At 65.1% G+C, this 23,402-nt stretch carries 18 protein-coding genes and 1 pseudogene; 11 read left to right on the top strand and 8 right to left on the bottom strand.

Features of this window, described 5'->3' with window-relative positions:
- Positions 1–61: 61 nt before the first annotated feature.
- Positions 62–358, bottom strand: a complete 297-nt coding sequence (locus tag D3880_RS16650) for an EF-hand domain-containing protein (protein ID WP_119894544.1) — start codon at positions 356–358, stop codon at positions 62–64.
- A 130-nt stretch (positions 359–488) separates the two neighbouring features.
- Positions 489–1,277: a helix-turn-helix transcriptional regulator gene (locus tag D3880_RS16645; RefSeq protein ID WP_119894543.1), complete on the bottom strand. Its 789-nt coding sequence runs from the start codon at positions 1,275–1,277 to the stop codon at positions 489–491.
- A 135-nt stretch (positions 1,278–1,412) separates the two neighbouring features.
- Between D3880_RS16645 and D3880_RS16640 the strand changes: the two genes are divergently transcribed.
- Both D3880_RS16640 and D3880_RS16635 read left to right on the top strand, forming a co-directional pair.
- Positions 1,413–2,228 carry a carbon-nitrogen hydrolase family protein gene (locus tag D3880_RS16640; RefSeq protein ID WP_119894542.1) on the top strand — a complete coding sequence of 272 codons (816 nt, stop codon included), beginning with the start codon at positions 1,413–1,415 and terminating at the stop codon, positions 2,226–2,228.
- Positions 2,229–2,290: 62 nt separating this feature from the next.
- Entirely contained in the window at positions 2,291–3,382 is a 1,092-nt protein-coding gene (locus D3880_RS16635) for a polyamine ABC transporter substrate-binding protein (RefSeq protein ID WP_119894541.1), read from the top strand.
- A gap of 14 nt (positions 3,383–3,396) precedes the next feature.
- Here the strand turns inward: D3880_RS16635 and D3880_RS16630 are convergent, their stop codons facing one another.
- The 3 genes and pseudogenes from D3880_RS16630 to D3880_RS16620 form a co-directional block, all read right to left on the bottom strand.
- On the bottom strand, positions 3,397–5,004 hold the full coding sequence (locus tag D3880_RS16630; RefSeq protein ID WP_119894540.1) for an FMN-binding glutamate synthase family protein: 1,608 nt from the start codon (positions 5,002–5,004) through the stop codon (positions 3,397–3,399).
- A gap of 234 nt (positions 5,005–5,238) precedes the next feature.
- Positions 5,239–5,955, bottom strand: a complete 717-nt coding sequence (locus D3880_RS16625; protein WP_119894539.1) for a hypothetical protein — start codon at positions 5,953–5,955, stop codon at positions 5,239–5,241.
- Positions 5,956–6,187: 232 nt separating this feature from the next.
- Positions 6,188–6,379 (bottom strand): annotated as a pseudogene (locus D3880_RS16620) (hypothetical protein); the annotation flags it as partial.
- Between the two features lie 192 nt (positions 6,380–6,571).
- On the opposite strand from D3880_RS16620, the gene D3880_RS16615 reads away from it, so the two are divergent.
- A complete protein-coding gene (locus D3880_RS16615) occupies positions 6,572–7,315 on the top strand; it encodes a class I SAM-dependent DNA methyltransferase (protein WP_119894537.1) in 744 nt (247 codons plus the stop codon).
- A gap of 84 nt (positions 7,316–7,399) precedes the next feature.
- Here D3880_RS16615 and metR read toward each other — a convergent pair whose 3' ends face one another.
- Positions 7,400–8,320: a transcriptional regulator MetR gene (gene metR / locus D3880_RS16610; RefSeq protein WP_119894536.1), complete on the bottom strand. Its 921-nt coding sequence runs from the start codon at positions 8,318–8,320 to the stop codon at positions 7,400–7,402.
- Positions 8,321–8,525: 205 nt separating this feature from the next.
- Here metR and metE point away from each other — a divergent pair, with 205 nt between their 5' ends.
- Positions 8,526–10,814, top strand: coding sequence for a 5-methyltetrahydropteroyltriglutamate--homocysteine S-methyltransferase (metE, locus tag D3880_RS16605; protein ID WP_119894535.1), 2,289 nt, complete (start codon positions 8,526–8,528; stop codon positions 10,812–10,814).
- A gap of 373 nt (positions 10,815–11,187) precedes the next feature.
- Complete coding sequence (locus tag D3880_RS16600) at positions 11,188–12,177, top strand: alpha/beta fold hydrolase (RefSeq protein WP_119894534.1); 990 nt, start codon at positions 11,188–11,190, stop codon at positions 12,175–12,177.
- 179 nt (positions 12,178–12,356) lie between these two features.
- Here D3880_RS16600 and D3880_RS16595 read toward each other — a convergent pair whose 3' ends face one another.
- The gene (locus D3880_RS16595; protein WP_274381182.1) at positions 12,357–13,271 is read right to left on the bottom strand and encodes a LysR substrate-binding domain-containing protein; all 915 of its coding nucleotides are present in this window, start codon (positions 13,269–13,271) and stop codon (positions 12,357–12,359) included.
- A gap of 111 nt (positions 13,272–13,382) precedes the next feature.
- Here D3880_RS16595 and D3880_RS16590 point away from each other — a divergent pair, with 111 nt between their 5' ends.
- The 6 genes from D3880_RS16590 to D3880_RS16565 all read left to right on the top strand — a co-directional run bounded on the left by D3880_RS16590 (position 13,383) and on the right by D3880_RS16565 (position 21,704).
- Positions 13,383–14,462: a tartrate dehydrogenase gene (locus D3880_RS16590; protein ID WP_119894532.1), complete on the top strand. Its 1,080-nt coding sequence runs from the start codon at positions 13,383–13,385 to the stop codon at positions 14,460–14,462.
- Positions 14,463–14,809: 347 nt separating this feature from the next.
- A complete protein-coding gene (locus D3880_RS16585) occupies positions 14,810–16,444 on the top strand; it encodes a BCCT family transporter (RefSeq protein WP_119894531.1) in 1,635 nt (544 codons plus the stop codon).
- A gap of 163 nt (positions 16,445–16,607) precedes the next feature.
- On the top strand, positions 16,608–17,729 hold the full coding sequence (locus tag D3880_RS16580) for an aromatic ring-hydroxylating oxygenase subunit alpha (protein WP_119894530.1): 1,122 nt from the start codon (positions 16,608–16,610) through the stop codon (positions 17,727–17,729).
- A 58-nt stretch (positions 17,730–17,787) separates the two neighbouring features.
- A complete protein-coding gene (locus D3880_RS16575) occupies positions 17,788–19,236 on the top strand; it encodes an NAD-dependent succinate-semialdehyde dehydrogenase (protein WP_119894529.1) in 1,449 nt (482 codons plus the stop codon).
- A gap of 66 nt (positions 19,237–19,302) precedes the next feature.
- Positions 19,303–20,274 carry a PDR/VanB family oxidoreductase gene (locus tag D3880_RS16570; RefSeq protein WP_119894528.1) on the top strand — a complete coding sequence of 324 codons (972 nt, stop codon included), beginning with the start codon at positions 19,303–19,305 and terminating at the stop codon, positions 20,272–20,274.
- Between the two features lie 344 nt (positions 20,275–20,618).
- Positions 20,619–21,704: a helix-turn-helix domain-containing protein gene (locus D3880_RS16565; RefSeq protein ID WP_119894527.1), complete on the top strand. Its 1,086-nt coding sequence runs from the start codon at positions 20,619–20,621 to the stop codon at positions 21,702–21,704.
- A 126-nt stretch (positions 21,705–21,830) separates the two neighbouring features.
- On the opposite strand, the gene glpD is transcribed toward D3880_RS16565, so the two are convergent.
- On the bottom strand, positions 21,831–23,372 hold the full coding sequence (gene glpD, locus D3880_RS16560) for a glycerol-3-phosphate dehydrogenase (protein WP_119894526.1): 1,542 nt from the start codon (positions 23,370–23,372) through the stop codon (positions 21,831–21,833).
- Between the last annotated feature and the right edge of the window lie 30 nt (positions 23,373–23,402).

Below are 23,402 nucleotides of genomic sequence, written 5' to 3'. Positions count from 1 at the left end.
CGTGGCTGCGGCGGCCTGGGCGTTTTCCCGAGCCAGGCGCGGCGGGTGCGGGCGGGATCGCTCAGGGCGTGTGTTCGCCGCGGTGCTGCATCATCTGTTCGTGCAGTTGAGCCCTTTCTTCCGGGCTGATCTGGCCGTCGCCATCGCGGTCCATGCGCTTGAACTGCTTCTCGGCGTTGGCCAGGTACTCGTCATGGGAAATCTGGCCGTCGCCGTTGCTATCCATCATCTGGATATGCTGCTGCATGCGCTCCTTCATGCGTTCGGTGACCAGGCTGCGGTCGGCGGCCAGGCTGGTCAGGCTGGTCAGGCTGGTGCTGAGCAGGAGTAGGGCGGTCAGGCTGATGAGCGGTTGCATGGCGGGCTCCTTGTACAGGGGTGAGCCTGATCACTCTAGCCCAAGCGGCCCAACGGGCGGCTCCTCAGTCGGTGACGGCCGCGACGCTGCCGACCCGCGCCCTGCGGCAATCCAGGGTTGGCTGAGGCGTTCAGCTGTCCTGGGCCTGGAGAAACAGGGCGAACAGTTCGGACTGCGACTTGATGCCGAGCTTGCTGTAGATATGTTTGCGGTGGACCTTCACGGTCTCCGCGGAAATCGCCAGCTTGCGCGCGACTTCCTTGCTCGAGCAGCCGCTGAGCATCAGTCGGGCGATCTCCAGTTCGCGGGCGGTGAGGGCGTTCTCCACCTTCTGGCCGGCGGTCTCCAGTCGGCTCTGCCAAGCCGGTGCCGGCGCTGTGGGCCTGGCCAGCAGCTCCTGCTCGAAGCCCAGGCGCTGGCGCATCAGGGCCATGACCCAGGGCTGGATCAGGCCGAGCAGGGCGATCTGCTCGGGGCTGAACGGTCGGCGCGAGCCGAGTGACAGGCAGAGGGTGCGCTCGCCCTCCAGCGGCACGTTGATCTGGATTTCGTCGGCCACCACGTTGAGGCGGAAATAGCGCTGGTAGTAGTCGGTCTGCTCGAAGCATTCCGGGGCCACGTCGGCCAGGCGGAACAGGCCGGCGCCATTGTTCTCGCGGCTGGCGATGTAGAAGGGGTCGAGCAGGTAGAGGCCTTTCAGGTAATCCTGAAACAGCGGGTCGGGGCCGCCATCGGTGCCGGGGCACTCGGCGAACACCGCGGGGCGGTCGCGGCTGAACAGCAGGATCACCCAGCTGTCGGAGGGCACGTACTGTTGCAGCAGGCGCACCAGGGCGATCCAGAAGTTAGGCTTGTCCAGCGTCTCGATCAGCCGGCCGACCGACTGATGCCAGGCGATATCCTGCAACTCCAGACTCATGCTTCTACCCCCGCTGGGTTACCCCATCTGCGTAATTACCCGCCGCTGCCGGGCGCCCCATACTCCAAGCCCAGCCATATCGGGTGGCGCTCATGCTGGCGCTGGCGTGCCCGCTGACAATAACTGGGAGTACCCATGAAGGTCGAACTCGTTCAACTCGCCGGCCGTGACGGCGATAGCGCTTACAACCTCGAACGCACCCTGCAGGCTATCGCCAGCTGCGCCGCGGATAGCGACCTGCTGGTGTTCCCGGAAACCCAGCTGTGCGGCTTTCCCCACGCCGGCAACGTCCGCCAGCTGGCCGAACCGCTGGACGGGCCGAGCGTGCAGGCCGTACGGGCGGCCGCCCGCGAGCGCGACGTGGCGGTGGTGGTCGGCATGCTCGAGGCGGACGGCGGCGAGGTCTACAACAGCAGCCTGCTGATCAGCCCCGAAGGCGTCGCCCTGCGCTATCGCAAGACCCACCTGTGGCCCGACGAGCGCGGCCTGGTGCGGCCCGGCGATCGCTTCGCCACCGTGGAGTGGCGCGGCGTGCGCATCGGCCTGCTGATCTGCTACGACATCGAGTTCCCCGAGAACGCCCGCGCCTTGGCCGAGCTGGGCGCCGAGCTGATCGTGGTGTGCAACGGCAACATGGACCCCTACGGCCCGGTGCACCGCAATGCGCTGCTGGCCCGCGCCCAGGAGAACCAGCTGTTCGCCCTGATGGTCAACCGCGTCGGCCCGGGCGACGACGGCCTGGTCTTCGCCGGCGGCAGCGCCGTGGTCGACCCGTTCGGCCAGGTGCTCTGCGAGGCCGGACGCAGCGAGTGCCGGCTGCTGGCCAGCCTGGACTTGCAGCAGCGTCAGGCGGCGCGGCAAGTCTACGATTACCTGGCGGACCGCCGTTTGCCACTGGCTGGCGAACGCGTCGTGCACGCCGATGGCCGCCGCGAGCTGCTGCTGCCCTGAGCCCCATTCATCGTCATCGTCGGGGCAGGCTGGCTGCCCCGGCTCCCAGAGGAGTAACGCCCATGCGTCCGTTCCGTCCCTTGCTGCTGGCCATGGCCTGCCTGTACGGCGCTTGCGCCCAGGCCGAGCCGGCGACCGTGCATTTCTACAACTGGTATGACTTCATCGGCCCGAATGTCGCCAAGGACTTCAGCCGCGATACCAAGATCGAGGTGGTTGCCGACACCTTCGACAGCGGCGAGGTGATGACCAGCAAGCTGCTCACTGGGCGCAGCGGCTACGACGTGGTGGTGGTCACCGACAGCCTGCTGCCGAACCTGATCAAGGCCGGCGTGCTGACCGAGCTGGATCGCAGCCAGCTGCCCAACTGGCCGCGTCTGGACCCGACCATTCTCGGCAAGGTGCAGAACAACGACCCGGATAACCGCCACGCGGTGCCCTACCTGTGGGGCACCACCGGCATCGGCTACGACCAGGACAAGGTCGAGGCCGCGCTGGGCAAGGCCGCGCCGGTGGGCTCCTGGGATCTGGTGTTCAAGGAAGAGAACGTGAGCAAACTCGCCGGTTGCGGCGTGGCCATGCTCGACGCCCCGGGCGAGATCGTGCCCATCGCCCTGCATTACCTCGGCCTGCCGCCCAACAGCAAGAACCCGGCCGACTACCAGCAGGCCCAGGAGCTGCTGACCAAGGTGCGCCCGCACATCCGCTACTTCGACTCGTCCAAGTTCATCACCGACCTGTCCAATGGCGACATCTGCGTGGTGGTCGGCTGGGCCGGCGGGGTGTTCGAGGCGCAGCAGAACGCCGCCCAGGCGAAGAACGGCCGCAACATCCGCTACAGCATCCCGCGCGAAGGGGCGCCGGTGTGGGTGGAGAACCTGGTGCTGCTCAAGGATGCCCCGCACCCGCAGCAGGGCCTGGCCTTCATCGATTACCTGATGCGTCCGCAGGCCATCGCCGACACCAGCAACTTCGTCGGCTATCCCAACGCCAACAAGGACGCGCTGGCGCTGATCGAGCCGCAGATCCGCAGCAACCCGGGCGTCTATCCGCCGGCCGCGGCGATGGACAGCCTGTTCACCCTGGAGCCGCTGCCGCTGAAGGTCGAGCGCGTACGCACCCGGGTGTGGAACAAGGTGCGCACCGGTACTTGATTGTCACTCCGTCCTCAGACCGGCGCCGGCTCGAAGCTGTCGGCCCGCGCCATGTGCCACATGCGCCGGTAGAACTCGCCGGCGATCTCGCCGCCGAGCAGCTCGCCCGGCTTGAGGAACACGTGCAGCTGCGAGTACAGCTTGATCTCGCTGGCCGACAGGCGCCGCACCAGGTGCTTGGCCTCGATCTGCTCGGGATGACTGAGGCCGGCGGCGGCGATCATCTCGGCCAGGGCCTTGAGCGTGTTGCGGTGGAAGTTGTGCACCCGCTCGGCCTTGTCCGGCACCACCAGGGCGCGCTGGCGCAGCGGGTCCTGGGTGGCCACGCCGGTCGGGCACTTGTTGGTGTGGCAGCTCTGCGACTGGATGCAGCCGATGGCGAACATGAAGCCGCGCGCCGAGTTGGCCCAGTCGGCGCCGAGGGCCATGACGCTGGCGATGTCGAAGGCGCTGACGATCTTGCCGCTGGCGCCGAGCCTGATCCGCTCGCGCAGGTTGATGCCGACCAGGGTGTTGTGCACGAACAGTAGGCCTTCGCGCAGCGGCACGCCGATGTGATCGGTGAACTCCAGCGGCGCCGCGCCGGTGCCGCCTTCCTTGCCGTCGACGACGATGAAGTCGGGCAGGATGCCGGTCTCCAGCATGGCCTTGGCGATGCCCATGAACTCCCACGGATGGCCCAGGCACAGCTTGAAGCCGACCGGCTTGCCGCCGGACAGCTCGCGTAGACGGGCGATGAACTGCAGCATCTCGAGCGGCGTGGAGAACTCGCTGTGCCGTGCCGGCGAGATGCAGTCCTGGCCCATTGGCACGCCGCGGGTCAGGGAGATTTCCGCAGTGACCTTGTGCTTGGGCAGGATGCCGCCGTGGCCGGGTTTGGCGCCCTGGCTCAGCTTGATCTCGATCATCCGTACCTGAGGGTTGCTGGCCTGCTCGCTGAAGCGCGCCGGGTCGAAGCGGCCGTCCTCCGTGCGGCAGCCGAAGTAGCCGCTGCCCAGCTCCCAGACCAGATCGCCGCCGTGCTCGCGGTGGTAGGGGCTGATGCTGCCCTCACCGGTGTCGTGGTAGAAGCCGCCGAGCTGGGCGCCCTGGTTCAGCGCGCGGATCGCGTTGGCGCTGAGCGAGCCGAAACTCATCGCCGAGATGTTGAACACCGAGGCTGAGTAGGGCTGCTTGCACTGCGGCCCGCCGATGGTCACGCGAAAGCTGCTCGGGTCGGCGTGATCGGCCGGCAGCAGCGAGTGGCCGATGAACTCGAAACCGTTCTGGTACACGTCGGTGAGGGTTCCGAACGGCTTGTCGGCGCTTTCGTTCTTCGCCCGCGCATACACCAGCGACCGCTGCGCGCGGGAGAACGGCAGCATGTCGCCGTCCGCCTCCAGCAGGTACTGGCGGATCTCCGGGCGAATGCCCTCCACCAGGTAACGGATGTTGCCGAGGATCGGATAGTTGCGCCGCACCGCCTGGCGCGTCTGCAACAGATCGTTGACGCCGACCAGGCTGAGCACGCCGCTCAGCAGCGTCAGCGGCCACAGCCACTCGTGGGCGCCGAGAAACGGCAGGCTGAGCAGCGTGAACAACAGGCAGCAGGCGAAGAAGGCGTAGCGGCTGAGCAGGGACATGGCGGCTCCTTGCCGGACATCGGCCGGTTAGAGCCTAAACCGTGTGGGGCAGGGCGGCCAGCGAAGGGGGGCGGGATCAGTTGCGGTGGGGTACTTTGTAGGCGCAGTAAAGCAGCCGATTGGTGAGGCGGATTATGTTTGTGGGTAACGTTTAGGTTAAGGGGCCGCGGAACGCAGTCCCGAGTGAGCGAAGCGAGCGTCTTGAACCACTTGCTAGGCGTCCGCGCACGATTCTTAGCCTTGCGCAGTGGCTCTAGCCTTAGAAGCGTCCTCAAGCATCTCCTTGAAGCTTTTTGTGTCTTGTTCTGGCGGTCTGTTGGTTCCGATCAGCGAGTATGCGTAGAAAGTCATCCATAAGCCGCTGTCCGAAAAGTCCCCTTGATCGTTGATGGATCGGATGAAGGCGTCGCGGTGTCTGTCAGAAGCATAGAGGCGAGAAATAGCCTCTCGGATTCGTCCAAGTACTTCTTTGCCGTACTTGATGCTTTCTTCCTTGGTTGGAAAGTACCCCTGATGAATGGTTTTGTTCCGCAGGTTGACTAGATCGTCGGGCAGCGTCTGGGGCTCTGCCTTGAACTCAAGTGAGTACAAAAGCAGAAACGCCCCGAGCTGTCGCTCTGATTGACGCGCCACCTTTTTCCAAATGAGTACTTCTAGAGAAGCATCTACCGAGTGCGACCGCAGGGCGACGCGAACGAATAGCTCCATAAAGCGCTCATAGCTCGCCGCAAATGCGCATACCGCCTCCCGGTAGTACTCATCAGCGAGCGAAGTCACTCCGATCTCAAACAGCTTCTGGAACTCGTGGTACAGGATGTTCGCCTTGAACTCGTGCCCATTTGGGCATTTAAGCTCGTAGGTGCAGTCGTTCTTGAAGCGTAGTTCCGCCATGAAGGTCAATAGCTCCTCCTTGAGCCTCATGCACTCTGGGCAAGAGAGACTTACTTTCATTGCGAGTCTCCTATGTATGGCGAGGTGTTGGTCGGGTGCCTAGCTACTATTAGGCGACATGACTGTCGCGTTCAAACGCAACAATCATGTCGTATAACCCTCCTTGTCGTCTGGTAAATCCTTGTCTGGCCTGCCGGCGGTCGCAGCGAACGCGACAGGCGGGGGGATAAAGGCGACGGGGAGGACGGCAAGCCCAAGCCGCCGGATTTGGCTCGGCGACTTGTCACCGACGCTAGCGTTTTGCTACCAGGTTGTCCATATCCAGATACTGTTCACCCGCGCGCCGCGCCGTCCCCTCCAGCGTGGCAAACGAGGTGTCCTTGGCGGTCAGCAGGAAGTCGCGCATGAACGGCGCGTCGAGCATATCGGCGCTAATCCCGGCGGGCAGCTCGCCGCATCGCATCATCAACAACATTGCTCTGGACAGACTTCGGGGATGCGTGAACTCTTGGGGCGGTGTCAGGTGAAGACTGTCTCTGTACACTATTGCTCATTGCTTTCTAGTAGGGTCATGTAGCGCACACATGTTCTTTATGTTTGTCTTATATACTTCGTAAGCACAGTTGCCTGCTATATTAAAATTTATCGAAATTTTCGTTTAGATTGCTAGGTTATTATGTCCACCAATGCTTTATATACCGATTTGTCCGGCTATTACGATTTAATGTGTGCTGACATCGACTACCAGGCGCAAAGCAATAGTGTGCGTAGGCTTCATCAGATTTTCGGTAGTACAGGAAAGGATCATCTCGATTTGGCCTGTGGCACCGGTCCGCATGTTCGGCACTTCATCGATTTTGGCTACAACAGTAGCGGGCTGGACATTAATCAGCCCATGCTGGACATGGCTAGACTGCGTTGCCCTGAAGCACAATTTACCCTTCAGGATATGTGTGCTTTTAAAGTGGATGAACCCGTCGATCTGATCACCTGTTTCCTGTACTCGATTCATTACAGTGGCGCAATTGACAGGTTGAAAGCGTGCATCGCCAGCGTCCATAAGGCGCTAAAAGTCGATGGTGTGTTCTGCTTCAATGCGGTGGATAAACATAAGATAGATAACAATTCATTCGCGCGACATATCGTGGAGCATGACGGCAGCCAATTTACATTCAGCTCTGGATGGAACTACTGCGGTCATGGCGATAAGCAGTCACTGAGGCTGAGCATCGAGAAAACCACTCTGGATGTTAAACAGTCATGGGAGGATGAGCATCCCATGGTGGCTGTCGACTTTGCTGAGTTGCAAGAGTTGTTGCAGCCCTATTTCGAAGTGCATGTTTTTGAACATGACTACGAAAAGATAGTGCCTTGGGACAAAGTGTCGGGGAACGGCATATTTGTCTGTGTGAAAATTTAAATCGAAATAGCCGCCAAGGGTAACCGGCGGCCATCCGAAGTATTTTCCTGCGCGTTGAGCCGCATGTTGCACGGCCGGGGGGGGTCAGCCTCGCGCCGCACTGACCCCTTCCAGGGTGGCGAACGAAGTGTCCTTGGCAGTCAGCAGGAAGTCGCGCATGAACGGCGCATCCAGCATGTCGGCGCGGATCGCCGCGTAGAGGGTGGCGTACAGGCCCTTGCTGCCGAGTTTCTTGGCCGTCACGTAGCCGCGCGCGCTGTACTCGTGCATGGCCCAGTTAGGCAGGCCGCAGACGCCGCGGCCGCTGGCCACCAGCTGCATCATCATCACCGTCAGCTCAGCGGTGCGCACCTGCGCCGGTTCGACGTCGGCCGGTTCGAGGAAGCGGGTGAAGATGTCCAGGCGGTCGCGCTCCACCGGGTAGGTGATCAGCGTCTCGCCGGCCAGGTCCTCCGGCTGGATATACGGCTTGCTCGCCAGCGGGTGCTGGTTGGCCACGGCGAGCAGCGCCTCGTAGGTGAACAGCGGCACGTAGGTGATGCCGGGCAGCTCGACGGGGTCGGAGGTCACCACCAGGTCGAGGTCGCCGCGCGCCAGGGCCGGCAGCGGGGCGAAGGAGAAGCCCGAGGCGAGATCCAGCTCGACTTCCGGCCAGGAGTCGCGAAACTGGTCGATGGTCGGCATCAGCCACTGGAAGCAGCTGTGGCATTCGATGGCCATGTGCAGCCTACCTGCCGTGCCGCCGGCCAGGCGCGCCATGTCGCGCTCGGCGGCGCGCAACTGTGGCAGCAGGCTGTCGGCCAGCTGCAGCAGGCGCAGGCCGGCGCTGCTGAAACGCACCGGCTTGGTCTTGCGCACGAACAGCGGCATGCCCAGGCGTTCTTCCAGTTCCTTGAACTGGTGCGAGAGCGCCGACTGGGTCAGGTGCAGACGCTCGGCGGCTTCCACCAGGCTGTCGGCCTCGCGCAGGGCATGCAGGGTTTTCAGGTGGCGGATTTCCAGCATGGGGGCCTCGGCTTTTGTAGGGTGGATGACGCTTTATCCATCCACCAATGGGGCTGTGCGTGGTTGTCGGTGGATGAGCGGAGCGTCATCCACCCTACGGTTGATCATGAGAAAATCTTGCGATCAACAAGAGTATGTTGAGTTTGTCTCATGCAGGCCTGGCTGTCGACAATGCACCCCATCAATCGCATGGAGGTGTTCTGTCATGGCCTTGGCCCATAACCTTGGTTTCCCCCGTATCGGTCGCGACCGCGAGCTGAAGAAGGCCCTGGAAGCCTATTGGAAAGGCACCCTCGACGAGGCCGGCCTGCGCGCCGTCGGTCGCCAGCTGCGGGCCGCGCACTGGCAGGTGCAGAAGGACGCCGGCATCGAGCTGCTGCCGGTCGGCGACTTCGCCTGGTACGACCAGGTGCTGACCCACTCGCTGACCTTCGGCGTGATCCCCGAACGCTTTCGCCCGCACAGCGGCAAGCCGACCCTCGACACCCTGTTCGGGATGGCGCGTGGCGTCACCAGCAGCTGCTGCGGTGGTGCGCATGCGCAAGAGATGACCAAGTGGTTCGACACCAACTACCACTACCTGGTCCCCGAGTTCAGCGCCGACCAGCGCTTCCAGCTGAGCTGGGAGCAGCTGTTCGAGGAAGTCGCCGAGGCGCGCGAGCTGGGCCATAAGGTCAAGCCGGTGCTGATCGGCCCGCTGACCTACCTGTGGCTGGGCAAGGCCAAGGGCGATGCCTTCGACAAGCTCGACCTGCTCGAACGCCTGCTGCCGATCTACGGCGAAATCCTCGGCCGCCTGGCCGCCCAGGGCGTCGAGTGGGTGCAGATCGACGAGCCGATCCTCGCCCTCGACTTGCCGCAGGCCTGGAAGAACGCCTTCGAGCGGGCCTACCACCTGTTGCAGTACGCGCCGCTGAAGAAGCTGGTGGCCACCTATTTCGGCGGTCTGGAGGACAACCTCGGCCTGGCCGTCGGCCTGCCGGTGGATGGCCTGCATGTGGATCTGGTGCGCGCACCGGAGCAGTTGCCGCTGCTGCTCGACCGTCTGCCCAGCTACAAGGTGCTGTCGCTCGGCGTGGTCAACGGCCGCAACGTGTGGCGCTGCGATCTCGACCAGGCCCTGGCGCAACTGCGCGAGGCGCAGGCACGCTTCGGCGCCAACCTGTGGGTGGCGCCGTCCTGCTCGCTGCTGCACAGCCCGGTCGACCTGGCCCGCGAAGACCAATTGGATACCGAGCTGAAGAGCTGGCTGGCGTTCGCCGTGCAGAAGTGCGGCGAAGTCGCCGTGCTCGGTGCCGCGCTCAACGACCCGCACAGCGCCGCGGTGCAGGCCGCCCTGGCCGCGAGCCGCGCGGTGCAGGCCGGCCGTGCCGCCTCGCCGCGCATCCACAAGCCCGCGGTGCAGGCGCGCCTGGCGGCGGTCAAGGCGCAGGACAGCCAGCGCCAGTCGCCCTTCGCCCAGCGCATCGAACAACAGCGTGCGCGCCTGCATCTGCCGGCGTTCCCCACCACCACCATCGGCTCCTTCCCGCAGACCGCGGCGATCCGTCTGGCGCGGCAATCCTTCAAGCAGGGCAAGCTGTCGGCGGCCGAGTACACCGAGGCGATGCACGCGGAGATCCGCCACGCCGTGGAAGTGCAGGAGCGCCTCGGCCTGGACGTGCTGGTGCACGGCGAGGCCGAACGCAACGACATGGTCGAGTATTTCGCCGAGCAGCTGGACGGCTACCTGTTCACCCGTTTCGGCTGGGTGCAGAGCTACGGTTCGCGCTGCGTCAAGCCGGCGGTGATCTACGGCGATCTGAGCCGGCCCAAGGCGATGACGGTGGACTGGATCCGCTACGCCCAGAGCCTCACCGGCAAGGTGATGAAGGGCATGCTCACCGGCCCGGTGACCATGCTGATGTGGTCCTTCCCGCGCGAGGACGTCAGCCGCGAGGTGCAGGCGCGCCAGCTGGCGCTGGCGATCCGCGACGAGGTGGTGGACCTGGAAGCGGGCGGGATCAGGATCGTGCAGATCGACGAGGCGGCCTTCCGCGAAGGCCTGCCGCTGCGCCGGGCGAACTGGCAGCACTATCTGGACTGGGCCACCGAGGCGTTCCGCCTGTGCGCCTCTGGCGTGCGTGACGAGACGCAGATCCACACGCACATGTGCTACAGCGAGTTCAACGACGTGATCGAGGCGATCGCCGCCATGGATGCCGACGTCATCACCATCGAGACCTCGCGCTCGGACATGGAGCTGCTGGACGCCTTCGAGGCCTTTGAGTACCCCAACGAGATCGGCCCGGGCGTCTACGACATCCACTCGCCGCGGGTGCCGGACAGCGCCGAGATGATCAAGCTGCTGAACAAGGCGGCGCGGCGCATCCCCGCCGAGCGCCTGTGGGTCAACCCCGACTGCGGCCTGAAGACCCGTGGCTGGCCGGAGACCGAGGCGGCGCTAGTCAACATGGTGGCGGCGGCGCGGCAGCTGCGCAGGCAGCTGGCGTAGGATGGGTTGAGCGCAGCGATACCCATCGAGCGAGGTGATGGGTATCGCAGGCTCAACCCATCCTACGAGACTGAAGGAAGCCCCTCTCCCCAGCCCTCTCCCATGAATGGGAGAGGGAGTTACCAGCGGCTCCAAGCCCCACCAGGACTTATGAGCTGCCGGCAAATGCTCCCCTCTCCTGTTTACGGGAGAGGGGACGGGGGAGAGGGCGATTCATGATCGTTCCCACGCTGGAGCGTGGGAACAATCAAAGCCTTCAAGCCAAGATCGACCGCTTGGCATTCTTCATCAAATTGTCATGGTTCTGTGGCAGTGCGCTCGAACAAACATCCGCACAATCGCGCTCTGATGGGGTTCTGCGTTTTGGTGTTTTATGCGTGCGTTATTGTTCGGGCTCGCACTTCTGTGCGGCTGGCCGTCTTGGGCGGCAAATCGCTGCGATGTCGCGGTGCCGACCGAATTGGCCGAGGTTGGCGAGGTGCGCCTGGCCTACCAGAGCATCGGTCGCGCCAGCGACCCGGCGCTGCTGCTGGTGATGGGCCTAGGCGGGCAGTTGATCCACTGGCCCGACGAGGTGGTCGCCCGCCTGTGTCAGCAGGGCTTCCGGGTGATCCGCTTCGACAACCGCGACGTCGGCCTGTCGACCTGGGCGCAGCAACCCCCCGTGTCCAACCTGAGCTACGCGGCGCTGCGCTACAAATTCGGTCTGAGCGTGACGGCGCCTTACCGCCTGCGCGACATGGCCGGTGATGCCCTGGGCCTGATGGACCGCCTCGGCGTCCGGCGTTTCCACGTGCTCGGCGCCAGCATGGGCGGGATGATCGCTCAGCACATGGCCGATCTCGCGCCCGCGCGGGTGCTGAGCCTGACCCTGCTGATGACCAGCTCCGGCGCCCAGGGCCTGCCGGCGCCCAGCCCGGCGCTGTTGGATTTGCTGGCCCAGCGCGAGGCGCCCAATCGCCAGGTGGCCATCGAACAGCAGGCCGACCTGCTCGCCGCGCTTGGCAGCCCGGCGGTCCACGACGACCGCGCGCAGTTGCTGCAGCAGGCGCAAGTGGCCTACGACCGTGCCTTCAACCCGCAAGGCGCCCAGCGGCAGATCCTCGCCATCCTCGCCGAGCCGAGTCGCGTCGACCTGCTCAACCGTCTGCGCGTGCCGACCCTGGTGGTGCACGGCACCGCCGACCCGCTGTTGCCGGTGATGCACGGCGTGCATGTCGCCGCCCATATCCAGGGCAGCGAGCTGAAGCTGATCCCCGGCCTGGCCCATCGCTTCCAGGAGGCGTTCAAGGAGCCGCTGTTGGCCGCGGTGCTGCCCTACCTGAGGGCGCACCGGCGGCCGGTGGGGTTGGCGCAGTTGTAGGGTGGCGCTGTTCAGCCTGTAGGTTGGCGTTGAGCGCGGCGATACCCAACGAACGCTCAATCGGGTAGCGGAAGATGGGTATCGCAAGCTCAACCCATCCTACGGGGCGTCGCCGTTCAGCCTGTAGCCCGGATGCAATCCGGGAAATTGCGCTGCGACTACCCCGGATTGCACCCGGGCTATGAAGCGTCGCCGTTCAGCGCGCCATAGCGCTCGGCGAAGTACTGGCGGAAGAACTCCACGGTGACGCGGATCTTCGCCGAGCTGGCCAGCGGCGCGGCGTACACCGCCCAGATGTTGGCCGGCTGCTGGTAGTCGGGGAGGATCTGCACCAGCTTGCCGCTGGCCAGGCTGTCGCGCACGTCCCAGTGCGAGCGCAGCAGGACGCCGCGGCCGTCCACGCACCACTGGTGCACCACCTCGCCGTGGTTGGCCGACAGCGGCCCGGTGACCTTGACGCTTTCCTCGCCGGCCGGGCCCTGCAGGCGCCAGAGGCCGAAGGGGTGGTCGCGCTCCTTGATCACCAGGCAGTCGTGGCCGGCCAACTCGGCGAGGCTGCGCGGCTCGCCGCGGCGCGCCAGGTAGTCGGGCGCGGCGCAGAGGATGCGGCGGTTCTCCGCCAGCGGCTTGGCGATCAGGTTGGGGGCGATGTTGTCGCCGATGCGGATGTCGAGGTCGAAGCCCTCGTCGATCAGGTCGACCAGGCGGTCGTAGACGTCGAAGCGGATATCCAGTTGCGGGTAGCGCGCCGACAGCTCCGACAGCGCCGGCGCCACATGCTGACGGCCGAGGCCGAAGCTGCTGACGATGCGCAACTGCCCGCGCGGCTCCTGGTGCAGCGCCGAGACCTCGTCGCTCATCCGTTCCACCGCATCGAAGATGTGCTGGGCCCAGTGGTAGACCCGCTCGCCGTCCTCGGTCACCGCCACCCGCCGGGTGGTGCGGTGCAGCAGGCGCACGCCGAGGTTGTCCTCGAGCAGGCGGATGCGCTTGCTGACGAAGGCGGGCGAGGTGCCCAGCTCGGCGGCGGCGGCGGCGAAGCTGGAGCGGCGGGCGACGAGGACGAAGACGCGGAGGTCTTCAAGGTTCGGCATACTGTTCACGATTCGTGTCTTATCAATCAATAAATCATGGAATTATCTTTTATCTGACTGGTTATAGCATGGCTCGCACTCTGATTCTTCACCCGCAAGAGCGCGACCCCTATGAGCAAGACATTCAAGATCGCCGCGATCCCCGGCGACGGCATCGGTAACGAAGTACTCCCCGAGGGCCTGCGCGTGGTCCAGGCCGCGGCGCAGAAATGGCAGCTGGACCTGGCCATCGAAACCTTCGAGTGGGCCAGCTGCGATTATTACGCCCAGCACGGGCAGATGATGCCGGACGACTGGTTCGCCCAGCTGCAAGGCTTCGACGCCATCTACTTCGGCGCCGTCGGCTGGCCGGACAAGGTGCCCGACCATATTTCCCTGTGGGGCTCGCTGCTGAAGTTCCGCCGCGACTTCGACCAGTACGTGAACATCCGTCCGGTACGCCTGTTCCCCGGCGTGCCCTGTCCGCTGGCCGGGCGCGAGCCGGGCGACATCGACTTCGTGGTGATCCGCGAGAACACCGAGGGCGAATATTCCTCGCTCGGCGGGCGCATGTTCGAAGGCACCGAGCACGAATTCGTGCTGCAGGAATCGGTGTTCACCCGCCGTGGCGTCGACCGCATCCTCAAGTACGCCTTCGACCTGGCGCAGACCCGCGAGCGCAAGCAGCTGACCGCGGCGACCAAGTCCAACGGCATGGCGGTGAGCATGCCCTACTGGGACGAGCGGGTCGCGGCGATGGCGGCCAACTATCCCGAGATCAAGTGGGACAAGCAGCACATCGACATCCTCTGCGCGCGCTTCGTGCTGCAGCCGAATCGTTTCGACGTGGTGGTGGCCTCCAACCTGTTCGGCGACATCCTCTCCGACCTCGGTCCGGCCTGCGCCGGCACCATCGGCATCGCGCCGTCGGCCAACCTCAACCCGGAGCGCACCTTCCCCTCGTTGTTCGAGCCGGTGCACGGTTCGGCGCCGGACATCTACGGGCAGAACATCGCCAACCCGATCGCCATGATCTGGTCCGGCGCGCTGATGCTGGACTTCCTCGGCCAGGGCGACGAGCGCTACCGCGCCGCCCACGACGGCATCCTGCGCGCCATGGAGGCGGTCATCGCCACAGGGCCGAAAACCCGCGACCTGGGCGGCACTGCTTCGACCCAGGAAGTTGGCAAGGCCATCGCCGCGGCGTTGTAAGCGTTACCTCTCCCGCAAGTGGGAGAGGGAGAGTATCGCCGCAGCCAGGGAGGGCGGCGGCACCAGGGAAATGGTGTTGTGCAATGCGGGATTTCGCCACTCTCGGTACCCCACCGGAGTGGCCTTTTTTCCGCTGAGCCATCTACAGGCAAGGAGGCAGGAGCGCAATGGACCGATTGTCGGACAATCTATTGCGCAGCGGTTTTTTTGCGAGCACACTGTTAACCAATGGGTTTTGGTAAACCATAAGTTAACAGATTGAAACTGCAAAACCCCAGGAGCTTTGCGTGCTCCGGCTTCGGGTCTTGGCCCGGCCGGGAAAATCCCACTCTCCTCAGGAGACGATGATGCTCAACAACAATAAAAAAGATGTGTTCTTGATATCGCTGAGCCTGATTGCCGTGCTGCTCACCGTTATCGGCCTGGCGGTCTTCCCCGCACAGGCCGAACACACCGCCAACCAGCTGTTCGAACTGGCTACCCGCACCTTCGGCACCACCATCCAGTTGTTCGTGTTCGGCTGCGCGCTGACCGTGCTGTACCTGGCCTTCAGCAAGTACGGCAACATCCGCCTCGGTAGCGGCAAGCCGGAATACTCGAACATGACCTGGGTGTTCATGTTCATCTGCGCCGGCATGGGCTCCTCGACCCTCTACTGGGGGGTGATGGAGTGGGCCTACTACTACCAGACCCCTGGCCTGAACATCGCCGTCGGCTCGCGCGAGGCGCTGGAATACAGCATCAGCTACTCGTTCTTCCACTGGGGCATCAGCGCCTGGTCGATCTACGCCCTGGCGTCGCTGGCGATGGCCTACCACTTCCACGTGCGCAAGAAGAGCGGCCTCAACCTGGCCTCGATCGTCGAGGCGGTGACCGGCTTCAAGGCCACCGGCCCGGTCGGCCGCACGGTCGACCTGATCTTCCTGCTGACCATGATGGGCGCGCTGACCGTGTCCCTGGCGCTGACCGCCTCGACCCTGACCCGCGGCCTGGCCAGTCTCACCGGCATGCCGGATACCTTCACCACCGAGTTGATCGTGATCGGCGCGGTCGCGGTGCTGTTCTCGCTGAGTTCCTACATCGGCATCGACGGCGGCCTGCAGCGTCTGAGCAAGATGGTCTGCGTCGGCGCGCTGATCTTCGCCGGGGTGGTGTTCGTGGTCGGGCCGACCCAGTTCACCCTCAACAACACCGCCAACGCCATCGGCCTGATGATCCAGAACTATGTGCACATGAGCCTGTTCACCGATCCGGCCGGCGATGGTGCCTTCACCCGCAACTGGACGGTGTTCTACTGGCTGTGGTGGGTGTCCTACGCGCCGGGCGTGGCGATGTTCGTCACCCGCGTGTCCAAGGGTCGCAAGATCAAGGAAGTGGTCGCCGCGCTGCTGCTCGGCGGTAGCGTCGGCTGCTGGTTCTTCTTCGGCGCGCTGGAGAGCTACGGCATGCACCAGTTCATCACCGGCGCCATCGACGTGCCGAAGATCCTCGCCGAACAGGGCGGTGAAACCGCGGTGGAGCTGATCCTCAGTTCGCTGCCGCTGGGCAAGGTGTTCCTCGCCGTGTACCTGTTCATCATGGCGGTGTTCTGCGCCTCGCACATGGACGCCGCGGCCTACGCGGTGGCCGCCACCAGCACCCGCAACCTGCAGGAAGGCCAGGACCCGACTCCGAACCTGCGCCTGTTCTGGTGCGTGACCCTGACCCTGGTGCCGCTGGCCATGCTGTTCGCCGACGCCTCGCTGCCGACCATGAAGACCGCCGTGGTGCTCACCGCGATCCCCTTCATGGCGATCCTGCTGGTGAAGATCTACGGCTTCCTCAAATGGATGCTCGAGGACTACGCCAGCATGCCCGCGCACCTGATCGAGGAAGAGGCGGCCTTGCGTGCCTTGGATGAGGAACTCGAGGTGCCGTCCTACCAGGAAAAGTTGGTCCGCCCGACCGCTGAGCGCCAAGGTGCGGTCGCCGCGGTGGAGTAAACCCGGAAAAGCCCCGACTGCCGAGCGGCAGGAGGGGCGTGCCGCGGGATTTTTTTTGCCCGATTTGTTAACTGATAGATACGTGTAAACCAGTAATCACAGATCAACCCGTGAGATGGCCAAGCCCAGGTCGCCGGCCATCCCCTTGCCTGGAGAAAACCAGATGAACGACATCCAACGCCTCCCAGCCGACTTCTGCGCCAGCGCCGACGAGGCCTACACCATTCCGGCCAACTTCTACACCCGGCCGGAAGTGTTCGAATACGAGCAGGACAAGATCTTCGCCAACAGCTGGATCTGCCTCGGCCACCGCAGCGAAGTGGCGGAGAGCAACGACTACATCACCCGCGAAGTGATAGGCGAAAGCATCATCGTCGTGCGCGGCCGCGACGGCGTGCTGCGGGCCTTCTACAACGTCTGCCCGCACCGCGGCCACCAGCTGCTGCAGGGCAGCGGCAAGGCCAAGAACGTGATCACCTGCCCGTACCACGCCTGGACCTTCAAGCTCGACGGCGAGCTGGCCCACGCGCGCAACTGCGACAACGTGGCCAACTTCGACAAGGACAACTCCAGCCTGGTGCAGCTCAAGGTTGAGGAGTACGCCGGCTTCATCTTCATCAACATGAACCCGGACGCTGGCCCGGTCGAGGAGCAGCTGCCCGGCCTGCAGGCGCGCATGCGCCAGGCCTGCGCGGTGATCGACGACCTGCACCTGGCGGCGCGTTTCGTCACCGAGACCCCGGCCAACTGGAAGTCGATCGTCGACAACTACATGGAGTGCTACCACTGCGCCCCGGCGCACCCGGGCTTCGCCGATTCGGTGGACGTCGGCCAGTACAGCCACACCCTGCACGGCAACTGGTCGCTGCAGTACGGCCTGGCCAAGCCTTCGGAGAAGTCCTTCAAGTTCGACGAGTCGATCAAGGACGCCTCGTTCAGCGGTTTCTGGGCCTGGCCGTGCACCATGTTCAACGTGCCGCCAGGCGGCAACTTCATGACCGTGATCTACGAGTTCCCGGTCGATGCGGAAACCACCCTGCAGCACTACGACATCTACTTCCTCAACAAGGACATCACCCCCGAGCAGCAGGCGCTGATCGAGTGGTACCGCGACGTGTTCCGCCCGGAAGACCTGCGCCTGGTGGAGAGCGTGCAGAAGGGCCTGAAGTCCCGCGGCTACCGCGGCCAGGGCCGGATCATGGCCGACCGGCAGCGCAGCGGCATGAGCGAGCACGGCATCGCCCACTTCCACAACCTGATCGCCGTGGCCCACCTGGACCGCTGAGTGCATCGGCCGCCGACACCTTCGCGTCGGCGGCCCGGATAACAAGAGGAATTCTTGCGTGAATCTGAAAGATCCCCAACTGCTGCGCCAACAGGCCTACATCGCCGGCACCTGGTGCGATGCCGACAACGGCCGCACGGTGGACGTGACCGACCCGGCCAGCGGCGAACTGCTCGCCCGCGTGCCGCTGATGGGCGGCGCCGAGGCGGCGCGTGCCATCGAGGCCGCCGACGCCGCGCTGCCGGCCTGGCGCGCGCGCACCGCCAAGGAACGCGCGCAGATCCTGCGCCGCTGGTACGAGCTGATGCTCGAACACGAGAACGACCTGGCCCTGCTGATGACCCGCGAGCAGGGCAAGCCGTTGCACGAGGCCGTCGGCGAAATCCGCTATGCCGCCTCCTTCATCGAGTGGTTCGCCGAGGAAGGCAAGCGCCTGTACGGCGACGTCATCCCCAGCCCGGCGGCGGACAAGCGCCTGCTGGTGATCAAGCAGGGCATCGGCGTGTGCGCGGCGATCACCCCGTGGAATTTCCCGGCGGCGATGATCACCCGCAAGGTCGCCCCGGCCCTGGCCGCCGGTTGCAGCATCGTGGTCAAGCCGGCCAACGAGACGCCGCTGTCGGCCCTGGCCCTGGCCGAACTGGCGCAGCGCGCCGGGGTGCCGGCCGGGGTGCTCAACATCGTCACCGGCGACGCCGTGGCGATCGGCGCGCAACTGACCGGCCACCCGCAGGTGCGCAAGCTCAGCTTCACCGGCTCGACCCCGGTCGGCCGTCTGCTGATGGGCCAGTGCGCCGAGACCATCAAGAAGGTGTCGCTGGAACTGGGCGGCAACGCGCCGTTCATCGTCTTCGACGACGCCGACATCGACGCCGCGGTGGAAGGCGCACTGGTCGCCAAGTACCGCAACGCCGGGCAGACCTGTGTGTGCGTCAACCGCTTCTACGTCCACGACAAGGTCTATGAGCGCTTCGCCGAGCGCTTTAGCGCACGGGTCAAGGAGCTGCGGGTCGGCCACGGCAACGTCAGCGGCAGCGAGATCGGCCCGTTGATCAGCGCCAAGGCGGTGGCCAAGGTGCGCAGCCTGATCGCCGACGCGGTGGCCAAGGGCGCCGAGGTATTGGTCGGCGGCAACGGCCACGCCGAAGGCGAAAACTTCTTCGAGCCCACCGTGCTGGCCGGCATCGCGCCGGGCATGCAGCTGCTCGACGAGGAAATCTTCGGCCCGGTCGCGCCGCTGGTGCGCTTCTCCTCCGACGACGAGGTGATTCGCCTGGCCAACGACACCCTCTACGGTCTCGCCGCCTACTTCTACAGCCGCGATATCGGCCGCGTGTGGAAGGTCGCCGAGGCGCTGGAGTACGGCATGGTCGGCGTCAACACCGGGCTGATCTCCAACGAAGTCGCGCCGTTCGGCGGGGTCAAGCAATCCGGCCTCGGCCGCGAGGGCTCCAAGTACGGCATCGAGGATTACCTGGAAATGAAATACCTGTGCCTCGCCGTATAACGACGGGCAACAGGGCATCTACCGAGCGGCAGTCGCTGCCGCTCCTTGCTGAAGACGAGGTTAGCGATGGCCAATTCCTATGAAATGATCGCCGCCCGGGTGACCGGGGTCGAGCAGATAACCCCCCTGATCAAGCGCTTCACCCTCGTGCGTCAGGACGGTCAGGCGCTGCCGGGCTTCACCGGCGGCAGCCACATCATCGTGCAGATGCAGGGCGCCGATGGGCGCCGCTTCAGCAACGCCTATTCACTGATGAGCGACCCCGCCGACACCCGCGAGTACCAGATCGGCGTGCGCCTGGAGGAACAGTCCAAGGGCGGCTCGGCGTTCATGCATGGCGAGGTGCAGGTCGGCAGCGAGCTGACCATCTCCACCCCGAATAACCTGTTCGCCCTCGACCCGGCGGCCGGCAAACACGTGCTGATCGCCGGCGGCATCGGCATCACCCCGTTCCTCGCCCAGCTCCACGAGCTGCGCGCACAGGGCACCGATTACGAGCTGCACTACGCCTTCCGCGCCCCCGAGCACGGCGCCTTCCAGGACGAACTGAACGCCGGCCCGCATGCCGCGCGCACGCAGTTCTACATCGACAGCCTCGAGCGCAAGCTCGACCTGGCCGGCCTGCTCGGCAATCTGGCGGCCGACGCGCATGTCTATGTCTGCGGGCCCAAGCCGCTGATCGACGCGGTGATCGCCACGGCCAAGCTACTGGGCATTGCCGACCGCCGCGTGCACTGGGAGCAGTTCGCCGCCACCCCGGCAAGCGGCGGCGCCTTCACCGTGGTGCTGGCCAAGTCCGGGCGCGAACTGCGGGTGGAGGAGGGCATGAGCATTCTCCAGGCCATCGAGAAGACCAACGCCGCCCAGGTCGAATGCCTGTGCCGCGAGGGCGTCTGCGGCACCTGCGAGACGCGCATCCTCGAAGGCGAGGCCGAGCACTTCGACCAGTACCTCAGCGATGAGGAGAAGGCCGCCCAGCAGACCATGATGCTGTGCGTGTCGCGCGCGCGCAGCGAGCGCCTGGTGCTCGATCTCTAGGCTGGAAAACCGCGCAGCGTTTTCCAGCAAAAGCCGGTGGATGTGAACAGCGACATCCACCCTACGGCCTGTGCTTCTGTTCCCTCGCCCCTGTCTAGGGAGAGGGGCGGGCGTTCAGGTCGGCGCCGGCCGATTCACCCTCTCCCCGGCCCCTCTCCCGTAAACGGGAGAGGGGTGAAGGTCGGTAGGATGGGTTGAGCGCAGCGATACCCATCATGGCGGTTCGATGGGTATCGCAGGCTCAACCCATCCTACGAATCAGGTCGTAGCCCGGATGCGGGCCGCGGTTCCGGCGCGCGGGTATACTAACCGGCCAGTTCAGCGTGTCAGTGGATCGAACCGTCATGATGGAAAACAGCTTCGCCTTCCGCCTCAAGGAACTGCTCGAACACCACAAGCTGACCTTGCAGGCGGTGGGCACCGCGCTGGGCATCTCGCGCACCGCCGTGCACAAATGGACGCGCGGCGGCGAGATCGACTACGACAACCTGCGCAAGCTGGCGCGCTTCCTCAAGGTCAACTGGATCTGGCTGCGCTACGGCGAGGAAGCCCTGCGCGATGTGCAGACCACCGAAGTGGTCGAGCTGCCGATGACCGACGTGCGGCGCAAGTACACCGCCGAGATCATGGAAAGCGAAGCGCGCATGAAGCTGGCCCAGGAGAACGCGCGGATCGTCACCTGGGAATGGAACCTGATCACCGACGAGGTCACCTACTCGGCCAATGTCGAGGACGTGTACGGCTGGGCGGTGACGCGCAACGAGGACTTCTGGCCGCACCTGCCGGCCGAGGACGTGGCCGCCATGGAGGCGATGTACCGCGAGGTCATCGCCGCCGGCGAGAGCTGCGAGTTCGACTTCCGCATCTTCCGCCCGGACGGCGAGCTGCGCTGGATTTCCTCGCGCGCCACGGTGGTCAAGGACAGCGCCGGGCGCTCGGTGAAGATGGTCGGCATCAGCATGGACAACACCGCGCGCAAGACCGCCGAGGACGCCTTGCGCAAGAGCGAGGAGCGCTTCCGCGCGATCTTCGAGCTGGCCTGCGGCGCCATGGCCTATATCGGCCTCGACGGCCGCTGGCTGCGGGTCAACGACTCGCTGTGCGACCTGCTCGGCTACGGCGCCGAGGAACTGGCCGGCCTGACCTTCCAGGACCTCACCCACCCCGACGATCTCGACGCCAACCTGCAGCAGCTGCAACGCCTGCTGGCCGGCGAGATCGCCATGTACGCCATGGAGAAGCGCTTCCGCCGCCAGGACGGCCGCTACATCTGGGCCAACGTCAAGACCTCGCTGCAGCGCAACCCGCAGGACGGCACGCCCGAGCACCTGATCAGCGTGATCGACGACATCAGCGCCAGCCGCGCCCAACTGCAGGCGCTGCAGGAGCGTATCGCCGAGTTGGAGGTGCGGCTGCAGACCTTGGCTTAAGAGCCCGTGTTCACGGTCTTTTGAGCAACATCCAGAACGGGGCTATAGAGCGCGTAGAAGCCCCCATCCCTTTTCCCAGGTGGGGGGCGGGGGACCCAGCTCGTGAACCGGCGCTAAGCGCCTGATCTAAGCCGCTCGCATTCCCTGCGGCCGTGGCGGATGTTCGGCGTGTAGGTAGTGGCGCAGGCGTGTCTGCTGCATCGGGCTGAGGAACAGCCCGAGCTTGGTCCGCCGCCAGAGGATGTCCTCGGCCTGCAGCGCCCACTCCTCGCGGCACAGGTAGTCCACTTCGCGGGCATAGAGGCCGCCGCCCAGGTGTTCGCCGAGGTCGTCCAGCGTGCTTACGCCGTCCAGCAGCTTCCAGCAGCGGCTGCCATAGCTGTGCGCCCAGCGCCGGGCCAGCGCGCCATCCAGCCAGCCATGCCGCTGACACAGGGTTTCCGCCAGCGCCGCAGGGTCGCCGAGTTGTTCGCCGCCGGGCAGCGGGGCGCTGGCGGTCCAGGCCGGGCGCATCTGCGGGAAGTACGGTGCCAGCTGCGCCAGTGCCGTTTCGGCTAGCTTGCGGTAGGTGGTCAGTTTGCCGCCGAACACCGACAGCAGCGGCGCCTCGGCGGGCTGGCCGTTCAGCGCCAGGGTGTAGTCGCGGGTCACCGCCGCCGGATCGACCGACTCGTCATCGCAGAGCGAGCGCACGCCGGCGAAGCTGTGCAGGATATCGGCGCGCGCCAGCGGGCGCTTGAAGTGGGTATTGACCACCTGCAGCAGGTAGTCGATCTCCGCGTCGCTGATCTGCACCGTGGCCGGATCGCCGTGGTACTCGCGGTCGGTGGTGCCGATCAGGCTGAAGCGCTCGAGGTAGGGAATGACGAAGACGATGCGGCGGTCCTCGTTCTGCAGGATGTAGGCCTGCTCGTCATCATGCAGGCGCGGCACGATGATGTGGCTGCCCTGGATCAGGCGGATGGCGTAGGGCGACGGCTGCTTCAGGCCGTCTTCGAGGAGGCTCGCCACCCAGGGCCCGGCGGCGTTGACCAGCACGCGGGCGCGGATCGAATAGCGGCTGCCGTCCTCGCGCTCCAGATGCAGATGCCACAGGCCCTTGCGCCGCCGCGCGCTGACGCAGCGGGTGCGGGTGTGCACATGCGCGCCCTGTTCGCGCGCGGCCATGGCGTTGAGCACCACCAGGCGGGCGTCGTCCACTGCGCAGTCGGAATACTCGAAGCCGCGGGTGATCTCCGCCTTCAGCGGGCTGCCGGCGCCGAAGCGCAGGGCGCGCGAGGCCGGCAGCTTCTCGCGCTTGCCCAGATGGTCGTAGAGGAACAGGCCGGCACGGATCATCCAGGCCGGGCGCAGGTGCGGGCGATGGGGGAGGATGAAACGCAGCGGCCGGATGATATGCGGTGCCTTGGCCAGCAGCACTTCGCGCTCGGCCAGCGACTCGCGGACCAGGCGGAATTCATGATGTTCGAGGTAGCGCAGGCCGCCGTGGATCAGCTTGCTGCTGGCCGAAGAGGTGTGCTGGGCCAGATCGTGCTGTTCGCAAAGGAACACCGATAGACCGCGCCCGGCCGCATCGGCGGCGATCCCCGTGCCGTTGATGCCGCCGCCAATCACCACGAGGTCGTAGACCTCGGCAACGGGAGCGGTGTGGTGGTGATGTGCGCCCATCGCAGGCCTCGACTATTGGAAGTGAACTTT

This window comes from Pseudomonas cavernae (assembly GCF_003595175.1).
Classification (GTDB): Bacteria; Pseudomonadota; Gammaproteobacteria; order Pseudomonadales; family Pseudomonadaceae; genus Aquipseudomonas; species Aquipseudomonas cavernae.
This window is presented reverse-complemented; position numbering and strand designations above follow the sequence as displayed.